Origin of the sequence: Pseudoalteromonas sp. OF5H-5 (assembly GCF_021530695.1) — a bacterium.
In the GTDB taxonomy this organism is placed as follows: Bacteria; Pseudomonadota; Gammaproteobacteria; order Enterobacterales; family Alteromonadaceae; genus Pseudoalteromonas.
Window position 1 is genome coordinate 117627 of record NZ_JAKGBF010000005.1, and the last position, 12479, is coordinate 130105.

The window sequence follows — 12479 nt, forward strand, 5'->3', positions numbered from 1 at the left end:
TATCAAACACAAAAAAGCAGGCTAAGCCTGCTTTTTTCGTTCTGTTCGTATATTAAAATAAATTAACGTACATTGTGTTTCATCAAACGTTCTTTATCCCGTGACCAATCACGGTCTTTAATATCAGCACGTTTATCGTGTTGCTTTTTACCCTTCGCAAGATAGAACTCGAGTTTTACCCAGCACTTTTTCCAGTACATTGCTGTGGCTATCAGAGAATAACCATCACGCTCGGTTGCACCGATAAGACGTGAGATTTCACGTTTATTTAGTAACAGTTTACGATAACGAAGCGGATCACATATCACATGTGTAGAAGCACTATTTAACGGTTGAATTTGACTGGCCAACAAATAGGCTTCGCCGTTTTTGATATGGATGTAAGTATCTGAGATATTGACTTTACCGGCGCGGATACTTTTTACTTCCCAGCCTTGTAATTCGATACCTGCTTCGAACTTTTCATGTAGTGAATACTCATGACGCGCTTTTTTATTTAGCGCTATGGTATTGCTATTTGATTTACTTGAATTTTTCTTTGCCATAATGGCTTAGTCTACCTATAAATCCTGTTTTAAGACAGCGCTTTTTCATTAATGTGACGTATTTTTACTTAGTCAGTGGCTGCAAACAAGATAAATCTGCAAAACCTTGGTAAAATCCTTGTATTAAGATTTGGAGTGTCTATGCCACAGATAGAAAAAAGTGCTTTGGTGATGTATAGCACCAAGGAAATGTTTGAATTGGTCAATGATGTTGACGCTTATCCCGCATTTCTACCGCATTGCTCAGATGCAAAAGTTATCAGCAATGATGATCAAGGGATGACCGCGAGTCTAGAAATTTCGAAAGCCGGCCTAAAAAAGTGGTTTACCACAAAAAATGAATTTGACGGCAATCGAGTAAAAATGTGCCTAGTAGATGGACCATTTAAGTCTTTAAATGGTTATTGGGAATTTACCGCGCTTGATGAACAGGCTTGTAAGGTGAGTTTAAAATTAGAGTTTGAATTTGCGAGCAAATTAATTGAGATGGCGTTTGGCAAGCTATTCAATGAAGTGGCCAAGAATATGGTATCTGCGTTTACCCAGCGAGCCAAAATTGTTTACGGAGCGAGATGATGATAAAGGTTGAAGTGGTATTTGCATTGCCTGACAGCGCGACGTCATTGTCGGTTGATGTGCCTGAGGGGACGTCAGCTGAGCAAGCGGTACTACAGTCAGGGATATTAGAAAGATGCCCAGAGATAGATGCGAATGACTTGACGCTTGGGATCTGGAATCGCACAGTAAAATTACATCAAGTAGTGAGTGACGGTGACAGAATAGAGATCTATCGTCCATTAATCGCAGACCCAAAAGAGGCGCGCAGACGCCGTGCGGAAAAAGCAAAAGAAGAGGGCCGTGCAAGCAAAGTTACCGGTGGGCGACCTGTCTCTTTAGGAGATAAGGAATAATTAACCTGAACTTCGGATAGTTAATGCCTTTCTAGCAGCCAGTTTTAGCGCTAACTGCGTTGAATTCACTTCCAATAGCCAACTATTGGTGCGTAAATTCGCCTTGCCTACAGGATGTAGGTACCTTAGCGAGAGCAGGACGCGGAAGCGGTGTTATCCCTAAAACTCTCTGGCTAGATAAGGGTATAATTTAATGTGGTATTAAAAACAATGAGTTAGCTCATTCCTTATCCAAACCTCAGGCTAATTAAAAAAGGGGAAATACCTTTCCCCTTTGACTACGAAACAATGTGTGCCCTTTGACTTTACGAGTCTAAAGGGGTGTTAAATTCTTCCGGCTCTTCGAAGTCGCCGCTCACGCGAACTAGTTTGTCATTTTCGAAATAAACGCTAAATGACTTTCTGACCTCTGAGTCTCTATCAATATTAAATACGTACTGGTAATGCCAGATATTGTTGTTAAAAGTATCTTTAGCAAGCGGTGTACCTAGCACATATAGCACTTGCTCTCTGGTCATCTGCACGCGAAGTTTATCTACATCTGACTGCTCTAAGAAATTACCTTGTGGCACGTTGATGCGATAAATCCAGCTTGAACAGCCAGACATAAATACCGTCATAACTACAGCACTGAGCCAAACAGAAAGGGTTTTATTAGACAGCATGAAATTGTGTATCCTTATTATCAGTTATTTGCATGATACCGATTGCACAGAGAAGGTAAAGTCTCTTAGCGGAATTGGACTGCACTAAGTGTAAAAAGTTCGCAGATAAGTTGCAAGAGCTGCCATGTGTGGTAGAAGTCATTGATAAGATTTTGAGGAGAGCCTGTTAGTGCTAGGAAAAATGTTACTTAACGAGCCCAATAAAACGGATCACCAAGCTATTTGGAGCTTATATATCCTAGAAACGCGCTTTGGTCATTGGTACACAGGAATAACAACCAATGTAGAGCGGCGCATAGAGCAGCATCAGGCTGGGAAGGGGGCAAAAAATTTAAAAGGTAAAGGGCCCTTAACGTTAAAATTTCAATGTGCTGCAGGTACTAAATCTCAAGCTGCAAAACTTGAGTGGCATGTTAAGCAGCTGACAAAAGCACAAAAAATTCAGCTGGTAGAGTCAAAAGGTGAACGAGTTAATGACAAAATAAAGTCATTGATGAGGTTAACCCCTGCCTGATACTTATTTAGATCCATATTCTCTAGTGTATCCCTGGTGGTGTGATGATGTTTATCTTCACCCATACCAAAATAAATATAGGGGATCCCTTGGCGATAAAAGGCGTAGTGATCGCTTGCTTTGTGCCAATCAACTCTTGGGTTATTTATATAACGCTCAATTTGTCGTTGTGACGATACTATGGTCAATTTTACTGAAGATTGCGCCTTGTTCTGGAGCTCAGATTTATATTCCTTGAAACCCGGTGAAAACAATGCAAATAAACGGTTGTTGTTATTTATTCCTAACATATCAAGGTTGATATTGAGCTCAACTTCTCGTTTAAGGTGCTTGGCATAATGTTTCGCTCCATGTAAGCCGCGCTCTTCTGCATCGGTTGCGACAAACAATATATCGCGAGCGCGATTTGTTTTACTAAGTTGCCTCGCAATGTGCAACATTGCAGCGGTGCCAGATGCATTATCATTGGCACCTGGATAATGTCTTTGTCCTGTGGTTCCTAAATGGTCGTAATGCGCGCTGATAACGATGGCCTTATCACATCGAGGTTGAGTGCAAGGTAAAATCGCCGTGACGTTGTGACCTGCGTCCTTACTAAAAATACCTGCTCTAAAGGTAAAGTGCTGATAGATCGGGTTTCCACCTAATTGCTCAAAAGCAGCAAAAATATATTGGGCACTGATGTTAGGCGATTGAGCACCACTTTTACGGCCTTGGTGACGAGCACTTGTGAGAGCTTGTAAATCTTGCACCAATATATTATCAACATTAGCAATACCTTGATGTCGCGACTGAGCCAATACATTCGTGGTACATATCGCGGCCAGCATCATGCCGATTAGCTTGAAAGAACATTTCTTCATTATTATTGTTATCTCTCATCGTTGTCTGTTAAATTCAATTGGTTACTAGCAACTCCTCTCAATAAGGCCAGTTTGCCTTCGTAGCGCGCTTTGTCGTGTTCGAAGACAGATGCTTTGTATGCCTTGTTGAGGTAATACTCTGCTTTTTTTCTATCGCCTTGCTCATAGGCAACTTTTGCCAGCCCAAAGTAGCTACCATGAACGTTGCGATCAAGTTGATAAGCTTTTTGATAAAAATGCTTAGCGCGATTTAACTCTCCTTGTTTAAAGGCTTCGTTCCCTAATACCAACATGTAATAAGGGTTGCTTTTTCTCAAATTATGGATATTTGCTTCAATAATGCTAGCTTCATGATCTCGTTCCGTCAGGTGGTAGAGTTTAGCAAGGTTACTTAGTGCATTTCGATTATCGTGGTTAATGGCAATGGCCTGATTATAGGCTCGCTCGGCGAGGTCGTACTGGTTTGTTATACGGTATAAAATACCGAGGTTCCCCCAGGCGCCGTCATGATAGGGATCGCTTTCTACGGCTGCCTTGTAGTAGCTATATGCCATATCTAAGTTACCACTAATCATTTCCATTGCTCCTTTGTTGTTATAGAACATAGATAAGATAGTATTTGTACTAATTGGTGAAGTACTAAAGTGTTGAGAGCGGCTATTAGGATCAAAATCAACAGTGACCGCAGTTGGTTTAACATATAAAGTTTTAACTGAGTCCTGTGTGTTATCTACTTCAAAAATTTTGATGTTGACGTGGCCTGTTAGCAGGCTATAGCCTTGGCTCTCATCCCAATATTCAGGTATGTGTACTTGTTGAAATTGGCTGCGTAAGCCTAGCTGCTTAGCAATAGCGTGAGTTAGTATAGATAAGGACAAGCAGTTCGCGTTCATATTATTAAATGCTTGATTTGCAGTTAAATTTGCACCTGAAAGGTAAGAAAGTGAATCATCTCCACTACTTACCAAAAATCTCATCAGCATTTTAGCACGTTTAAGGCCTATCTCTCCGTTGTGAAAGTATTGTTCTAATTTAATGCGAATTTGGTTATTGAGTTGAAAGACATCAGAATACGACTCAACTTTGTGAACAGTAAATTGGTGATTTGCATTAAGAATTGATCTATCAATCGTCGCTTTGGGAGTGCTATTACAAGCACTAAGTAAAATAATGCTAAGCACAATAATAGAGAACTGAATTACTATCTTCATACAACCTCCAGATTGGGCATTCGGCTGACTTTTAGTTATGGCTTAATTGCTTACCTTTGGCCCTTACTATTATTGAATTTAGACCATAATTGCAAAATTTGCGCGGTGTGATTGTTACACCATGTAACAAAGAGACAATTTGAAAGGGTAAGCCTACAAGGAAACATGCAGGCTTACTTTAGAGTTGAGCAGAGGTTAAAAGCTCGCGACGAGATCATCAAGCGCTTTTGCTGATGCAGCAAGACGCTGAATTGCTTGTTCCGTGTCAAGTTGCTCGTTCATCACGGCATCGCTAATTTCGCTAATTTGCTCGATGTTGCGGCCGACGTCCGCAACGACATTACTTTGCTCTTCTGTCGCTGTTGCGATAAGCGCGGTCATGTCATTTATTTGATTTGCGGTTTCCGAGATTTCCAACATTAACTCCACTGACGATTGCATCGTTTGAACACTTTGCTCTGCTTGTTCACTGGATTGTTGGATTTGGTTTACGACAGCGCCAGACACCTGAGTTAATTCAGATATCGTTGCTTGGATCTCGTCGGTAGATTGTGATGTACGACTCGCAAGTGCTCTCACCTCATCTGCAACAACGGCAAACCCACGACCGTGCTCACCCGCTCGCGCAGACTCAATCGCAGCATTGAGTGCAAGCAAGTTGGTTTGTTCAGATATGCCTCTGATCACATCAACGATATTGGCAATTGACTGGGTTTTATCGGCCAACGTAGCGACTTGACCTGCCATATTTTCGATGTCACCTGCAAGCAAGTGAAGTGTTTCTTGGCTTTCTTGCACACCTTGACGGCTGCGCTTGGTTGACGCTTTACTTTCTTCTGTCAATTTTGCCGTGTTGGTCGCGCTACTCGCGATCTCTTGTACTGTCGCGCCCATTTCATTGATTGCCGCGGCAACAGACATGGTTTGAGACTTTTGTTCATCAAGAGATTGAGAGTTTTGCTGACTCTGTTTAAACACGGCTTCGCTCGTCACGCGAATTGAACGGCTCTCTTCCGCAACCATGTGGATAGCTTCTTCGATCTTAGCCATAAACTGGTTGAAGCCGCCAGCCAAAGCATGAAGTTCAGGTTGTGCTGAGTCTGGTAAACGATAATTGAGTTTTGCGTCGCCGCTACCAAGCTGTTCAAATAAATCTGCCATCTTTTTTAGTGGCGCGCTTAAGTTCTTAGCCAGTAGCATACTAAAAAAACTCGCCACTAGCGCAATTACTATCGAAAAACCAATGATTTGCCACTGCAAAGAAGTGATCCCACTATTGATTTCACTGGTTGGCACTTGGGCAATAACAAGCAAATCTGTGTTTGGAATTGGGCTCGCTGCAACTAAATTGGTTTCGCCACCCACTTCCAACTCTTTAACGACAAATCCACGTGTGGAGGTAAAATCGCGACTGTGCTGGCCGTAAAAGTCTTCAATTGAGGACTTTGCGACTTTGCTTGCATCTGGGTGCAATTGCACCGTACCTTGCCTATTAATGACGAAAACAAAGCCACTTTGCTCGATTTTCATATTAGCAAGCATCGCCTGCATATCATCAATACTTTTCGCAAGCCCAGCTAAACCAACACCGCTTAGTTGTTGATGGTTTACAAACATTTTTACATCGCCCGGCGCTTCTTGATAGATACTAATAGAGTATGGCGAGCCGCTAGTGGTAAAGCCGAAAAACCAACCATCTTGCTCTCTATTTAGTACTCGCAGAAAGCCATTTTGATTCCAATATTGATTGGTTTCGCGGTTAGCCCAAGAAGCCGTAACTAAGTCATACTGCGCCGCAATACGTTTGAGTTCGTTGACAAGAAGTTTTTCATCCAAAGTATTTTGCTTGGCACTTTGGGTGATTAATAAATTGCTTGAAAGCTGCTCGGCTGCATTTTTCAACGTGTCTATCTGCTTGCTTAATGATTTATTGATACTTTCTATCTTGCTTGGCAATTCAGATTGCATCATGCGTTCATTAATGAGCGTTTTGGCGCTGTAAAGCGAGGTAAACCCGATTAAACAAGCGACAGCAATCGCAATGAGACTACCCAGAAGGGTAATTCTTTGAGTAATTGTTAAACCTGTGTTTTGCATTCGATTTGTGTGTGTAATCCCGTGGAACCGATTATTCTAGCATAGTAAATAACCAGCTCGGAACAAGTAACAATCCAAGTCACAAAAAAATAATTTTGGTTTATAAAATAAAGTTAATCTCAGTATTTAGTGTTAACTGTATTTGAGTTAAATGGGAGGTTATGTTGAGAAACAGAGATAAAAGGCCACAATCTCAGGGTGGAAAGTGGCCTTGGTTACTAACAAGCGAACTAGTTTGCTATATTATTGACGCAAATTTATTTCTACTTACTAAACAATCTTTTTCATATCTGACATGTAACCGCGAAGGATTTCACCTATTTTTTCTACCGGATGGTTACGGATCGCACGGTTTACAGCGATGAGCTTTTGATTGTCAGCGTAATTGTCACTGTCTAACAAACCTTCACCAATCTCACGTTTTGTGATTGATTCCATAAATGGCTTCAATAGTGGTAGGCATGCGTGATTATACAGGTAACAACCATATTCTGCGGTGTCTGAAATAGTACGATTCATCTCGAACAGCTTTTTGCGCGCAATGGTATTCGCGATTAGCGGCGTTTCGTGTAGTGATTCGTAGTAAGCTGATTCATCAATAATGCCAGCCGCTGTCATGGTTTCGAACGCCAGCTCTACACCGGCTTTAACCATAGCAACCATTAGAATACCTTGGTCGAAGAAAGTCTGCTCTGAAATTTCAGCATCCGTATTCGCTTGCTTTTCAAACGCGGTTTGTGCGGTTTCTGCACGCCATGTAAGCAATTTATTGTCGTTTTCAGCCCAATCAGCCATCATACCTTCTGAAAACTCACCACTGATGATGTCGTCCATATGCTTGTTGTAAAGTGGGCGCATAACGTCTTTTAATTGCTCGCTCAGTTCAAATGCGCGTAACTTGGCGGGGTTAGACAGTCTGTCCATCATATTGGTGATACCACCGTGTTTTAGTGCTTCGGTGATGATCTCCCAGCCATATTGTACAAGCTTTGATGCATATCCAGGTTCAATGCCTTCTTCTACCATTTTGTCAAAGCATAGTAGTGAGCCAGTTTGCAACATACCACATAGGATGGTTTGTTCACCCATTAGATCTGATTTTACCTCAGCAATAAATGATGACTGCAATACGCCAGCACGATGACCACCAGTTCCCGCCGCATATGCCTTAGCTTGCGCGAGACCTTTACCCTCTGGGTCGTTTTCAGGGTGAACTGCAATCAGCGTAGGTACACCAAAGCCGCGCTTGTACTCTTCACGTACTTCTGTACCAGGACATTTTGGTGCAACCATGATTACGGTGATGTCTTCACGCACTTGCATACCTTCTTCGACAATATTAAAGCCGTGAGAATAAGCAAGTGTTGCGCCTTTTTTCATTAACGGCATTACTGCGTTTACAACTGAAGTATGTTGCTTGTCAGGCGTTAAGTTTAGGACCAAATCCGCTTCAGGAATGAGTTCTTCATAAGTGCCAACAATAAAGCCGTTTTCAGATGCATTAAGAAACGATTGACGTTTTTCTTCAATTGCTGAAGGACGTAGTGCGTAACTGACGTTCAAACCAGAATCTCTTAAGTTTAGACCTTGGTTCAAGCCTTGTGCACCGCAACCAACAATGACCAGTTTTTTACCAATCAGAACGTCGACACCTTGTTCGAATTCTTTTGGATCCATGAATTCACATTGAGAAAGCTGAGCTAATTGCTCACGTAAAGATAAAGTATTAAAGTAATTCGACATGATATTTCCTGATTCTGTAGAAATAGATTGAAGTCAGAGTAGGGCGAACTTTTGATTGCGTAAAATGATATATTTGAACTATAGTGTTTCAAAAGGTGAAATACTATGAATCACAAACAACTTAAATATTTTTTGGCACTTGCAGATACGCTGCACTTTTCCCGAGCGAGTGAGCGCTGTTTTGTAAGTCCTCCGACATTAAGTCGTCAAATCAAACAGTTAGAAGAGGAAGTTGGCGCGCCTTTATTCCTACGAGATAATCGCACCGTTGAGCTGACTCAGCAAGGCAAAGCGTTTGTTCATTACGCGCAAGCGACGTTGGCAAGCTGGCGGCAGTTTAAGAGTGAATGCGTTGACGATGATAAGCCTTTGACTGGTGAGCTGAGTTTATTTTGTTCAGTGACCGCGACTTACAGTTTTATTTATGACCTTTTTTCCAAGTTTCGCTATCTGTACCCGCAAGTAGAGTTAAATCTTATTACTGGTGATCCCGCGCATTCAATAGCGGAAGTGGCCAGTGGTAAGGAAGATGTTGCGGTCGCGGTGAAGCCAAAACATCTACCAAACGGTATAGAGTACTTGCCAATCGGCCGTTCGAGATTGGTGTTCATTGGCCCAACGATGGACTGTCCGCTTAAGTCTATTATTGATGAATACAGTCATAGTGAAATGCCGTGGCAGAGGCTGTCTTTTATTATGCCAGAGCAAGGTGTGTTAAAAGATCGAATTGATAACTTTTGCAAAAAACACAATTTTGTTCCTAAAGTTTATGCGCATGTTTCGGGCCATGAAGCTATGGTTGCGCTTGCGAGTTTAGGGTTTGGTATTGCGTGTGTCCCCGAGATAGTAATTAGTCAAAGTCCATTTAAGAATCAAGTTCAGCTTTTGCAGCTTAGATCGGATGAAATTGAAATTGGACTTGTAACTAAGAATAAACGGTTATATGACCCAGTTGTTAAAGCACTTTGGGATACGGCAAAAGGATTATTTACGCTGTAAAGCATCCATTCAGGTTGCGTGACTACACTGTGTTCATCCATGTTGAATGAATGAGGTGCGTCCGTGTCCACTATCTTGGTTGCACAAAGCAATAACAATATATTGACATCACAACAAAAAATGCTTGAAGAGCAAGGCTATACTGTTGAGTTGTTGAGGGAATTAGGTCAATTGAACGGTTTTTCAGGGAAATCTATTAACGGTATCGTGCTTGATCAAGCTATCGCATCCGTACCAACCTGCGATTCAATCAGCCAATTTAGACAAAGATTTAAAGCTCCCGTGATCGTCAGTCTTGACAGCGATGACGAGGATGTTCACAGCCTGTTTTTAGAGCTCGGTGCTGACGAAGTTATTTCCAAAGATGCAAAGCCTAGATTATGGCGAGCTCGACTTGATGCAGTGTTAAGAAGGCAAGCTGCAAACTCGCAGTTTGACGATGAGCCAGAGCAATTAACCTTTGGCCAGCTGCATATCGACAAAAACACCAGGCGCGTGAGTTATGGGCAGGAGCGCATTGACCTCACAACCCATGAGTTTGAGTTGCTATGGTTACTTGCGAGCAATGGCGGCAAAGTAGTGAAACGTGACTTTGTATACGAGCAGATCCTAGGCAAATACTATCGCCCAGATACTAGGACAATAGACGTTCGAATCTCTCGCTTGCGTAAAAAGCTGCATGATAATCCAAGTCGACCAGAGAAGATCAAAACGATTTGGCGTCAAGGTTACCTATTTGTTACCGATGTTTGGAACTAAAAAGTAACAATTTGATTTAACGCAAAGATACTTCGAATTTTTCGAATGCTCAATTCGATGAAATTTGATGAAAAGTTATACGTAATAAAGGCATAAATTCGTACTAATGGATTTATGTCTTTGTTTTAACTGTATTATTCTTATCTCCTCAATGTTTATACAGTCGCCCGCCGCTGAATTTTTGGACCACAAATTTGAGAAAATTGTTATTTATACAATGCAAATAATATTGATTGCTATTTAGGTGTGTGTATACTTTACACCTAGTTATGAAAATATAAACATAATTAGTCTCAAAGGAACAATTCAATGGCACTTAAAAAGTCTCTGTTAACGACTGCTATTCTCGCTGCAAGTTTAGGCCTCACCGCATGTGGTGGCTCTAGCAGCAATTCAAATGACAACGATGATAACAACACAACACCACCTCCAGCCACCAATGCTGCACCTACTATTACCGTAGACAGTGCGTCAGTATCCGAAGATACGCTTGGTGCTGCGGTTGCAAATATCTCTTTTTCTGACGATAGCGATGAAGTAAGTGCATTGACACTAACCATCTCTGACAACCGTTTTGAAATTGTTGACGGTGCGGTTAAGCTCAAAGCTGCAAACGCACTAAACTTCGAACAGGTTGAAAGCGGTAAAGTATCGGTAACTATCACGGCAACTGACAGCAAAGGCGAAAAAACAGAAGTTGAAGCTGAAATTGCTGTTCAACAAATTGCTGAAGAAAACAAAGCGGGTGTAAACCGCTATGCCTTCAATAATGCTCAAGGTGAGTCTTCAGTTTCTTACTCTGGCCAAATCGCACGTCACGCGGCTATGGTTCATATCAAAAGCTTAATGGGTAAGCTTAATAATGAAACTGTAGGTAACGCCTCTGGCCAAAAAACGGCTGAAGCAGCAATTGCAGAGATCAAAATGTTCTTGATGCCGACAGATACAGTAGTGTTGGATGAAACCCTTGATTTCGCTGTTGCGGCAAACGCAGCACAAACCACGTTAGGAGATATTTCAAGCTCGCTTAAAAACGTCGCTGGCGAAGGTGGTAAAATTGCGGGACGTGATACCTCTAATATGCATAAAGCATGGGAAGAGGATGGTGTCATGGCTGGTTGGGTTAACTTTGGTACACAGCCAAAAACACCTGAAGGTTTAGCCCTACACTATTTAGACCTGCTACAAGCGCAACTTCAGCAGTTTGAAAATGGCTCAACAATCAAAGCAGAGCATAATGGCACAGCTATCACGCTGAACAAACTATATGTAACACCGGAAGGTCTTGATCTTGCCCAGCTAATGCAAAAACATTTAAACGGTGCAGTGTCGCTTTCTCAAGGTGCGGACGATTATCTAGATGATTTACTCATTGGTGAAAAGTCAGCTGATAACGCGACATTAGCGGATGGCAAAAGCTACACGGAACTTGAACACAAGTTTGATGAAGGCTATGGCTATTTCGGTGCTGCTGTTGATTATCTAGACTATACAGATGATGAACTTTCAGCTAAAGGTGGCCGTGAAGCGTATGCAAGTGGTTATCATGATTTGGATAATGACGGCAAAATCGATCTACTATCTGAATTTAACTTTGGTAACTCAACAAATGCAGCAAAGCGTGACCGTGGCACTAAATCTAACGCTAACCCAACGGACTTAACTGCTCAAGCACAATTAGCGTTTATTGAAGCACGTAAACTTATCAACGCTAATGTTGGTACTAATGTTGCGCAGTGGTCAGATGAGGACAAAGCGCGCTTAGAAACATTGCGTAATCAAGCGTTGCTAGCATGGGAAAAGTCGATCGCTGCAACCGTTGTGCATTATATCAATGATACAATCTCAAATGATGATGGTGATTTAGACGATATCGCATCAGGTGATTTTGATGCTGATCAATTCTATGCAGTAGCAAAGCACTGGTCTGAAATGAAAGGCTTCGCATTAAATTTTCAGTTTAATCCGTTTTCTCCTGTCACAGATGCAGATTTTGTTAAAATCCATGAATTGATGGGTGATAAGCCTGAATTCGCGGCAGATAAAGTGGAAGCTTATAAGACTGCTTTATTGGAAGCGCGAGAAATCATTGCAACTGCATATGATTTTGATGCTGAGAATGTTGCCAACTGGTAATCTAAATTTTCGTTTATAACGTTAAAAGGTTAGCCG

The 12479-nt window shown here is 41.7% G+C and carries 12 protein-coding genes; 6 read left to right on the forward strand and 6 right to left on the reverse strand.

Annotation, left to right across the window (positions count from 1 at the left end):
* Window positions 1-62 precede the first annotated feature (62 nt).
* Window positions 63-545 carry an SsrA-binding protein SmpB gene (smpB, locus tag L1271_RS09190; RefSeq protein ID WP_010379116.1) on the reverse strand — a complete coding sequence of 161 codons (483 nt, stop codon included), beginning with the start codon at window positions 543-545 and terminating at the stop codon, window positions 63-65.
* 141 nt (window positions 546-686) lie between these two features.
* On the opposite strand from smpB, the gene L1271_RS09195 reads away from it, so the two are divergent.
* Window positions 687-1121, forward strand: coding sequence for a type II toxin-antitoxin system RatA family toxin (locus L1271_RS09195; protein ID WP_102057021.1), 435 nt, complete (start codon window positions 687-689; stop codon window positions 1119-1121).
* Complete coding sequence (locus tag L1271_RS09200) at window positions 1121-1456, forward strand: RnfH family protein (protein WP_102057020.1); 336 nt, start codon at window positions 1121-1123, stop codon at window positions 1454-1456. Before L1271_RS09195 ends, L1271_RS09200 begins: the two co-directional genes overlap by 1 nt.
* A 305-nt stretch (window positions 1457-1761) precedes the next feature.
* Here the strand turns inward: L1271_RS09200 and L1271_RS09205 are convergent, their stop codons facing one another.
* Complete coding sequence (locus tag L1271_RS09205) at window positions 1762-2121, reverse strand: outer membrane protein assembly factor BamE (protein WP_010605101.1); 360 nt, start codon at window positions 2119-2121, stop codon at window positions 1762-1764.
* A 181-nt stretch (window positions 2122-2302) separates the two neighbouring features.
* On the opposite strand from L1271_RS09205, the gene L1271_RS09210 reads away from it, so the two are divergent.
* Window positions 2303-2635: a GIY-YIG nuclease family protein gene (locus tag L1271_RS09210; protein WP_102057019.1), complete on the forward strand. Its 333-nt coding sequence runs from the start codon at window positions 2303-2305 to the stop codon at window positions 2633-2635.
* On the opposite strand, the gene L1271_RS09215 is transcribed toward L1271_RS09210, so the two are convergent.
* From L1271_RS09215 to ilvC, 4 genes are all read right to left on the reverse strand, one after another.
* Entirely contained in the window at window positions 2563-3498 is a 936-nt protein-coding gene (locus tag L1271_RS09215) for a M20/M25/M40 family metallo-hydrolase (RefSeq protein ID WP_102057018.1), read from the reverse strand. The two genes, L1271_RS09210 and L1271_RS09215, sit on opposite strands and share 73 nt — an antisense overlap.
* An 8-nt stretch (window positions 3499-3506) precedes the next feature.
* Complete coding sequence (locus tag L1271_RS09220) at window positions 3507-4709, reverse strand: tetratricopeptide repeat protein (RefSeq protein ID WP_010605098.1); 1203 nt, start codon at window positions 4707-4709, stop codon at window positions 3507-3509.
* Window positions 4710-4904: 195 nt separating this feature from the next.
* Window positions 4905-6806: a methyl-accepting chemotaxis protein gene (locus tag L1271_RS09225; protein ID WP_102057017.1), complete on the reverse strand. Its 1902-nt coding sequence runs from the start codon at window positions 6804-6806 to the stop codon at window positions 4905-4907.
* Window positions 6807-7076: 270 nt separating this feature from the next.
* Window positions 7077-8549 (reverse strand): ketol-acid reductoisomerase, encoded by a 1473-nt coding sequence (ilvC, locus tag L1271_RS09230; RefSeq protein ID WP_102057016.1) that lies wholly within the window; start codon window positions 8547-8549, stop codon window positions 7077-7079.
* Between the two features lie 105 nt (window positions 8550-8654).
* Here ilvC and ilvY point away from each other — a divergent pair, with 105 nt between their 5' ends.
* From ilvY to L1271_RS09245, 3 genes are all read left to right on the forward strand, one after another.
* On the forward strand, window positions 8655-9548 hold the full coding sequence (gene ilvY, locus L1271_RS09235) for an HTH-type transcriptional activator IlvY (RefSeq protein ID WP_102057015.1): 894 nt from the start codon (window positions 8655-8657) through the stop codon (window positions 9546-9548).
* A gap of 63 nt (window positions 9549-9611) precedes the next feature.
* The gene (locus L1271_RS09240) at window positions 9612-10307 is read left to right on the forward strand and encodes a response regulator transcription factor (RefSeq protein WP_010373828.1); all 696 of its coding nucleotides are present in this window, start codon (window positions 9612-9614) and stop codon (window positions 10305-10307) included.
* 309 nt (window positions 10308-10616) lie between these two features.
* A complete protein-coding gene (locus L1271_RS09245) occupies window positions 10617-12443 on the forward strand; it encodes an Ig-like domain-containing protein (protein ID WP_102057014.1) in 1827 nt (608 codons plus the stop codon).
* The last annotated feature ends 36 nt before the right edge of the window (window positions 12444-12479 follow it).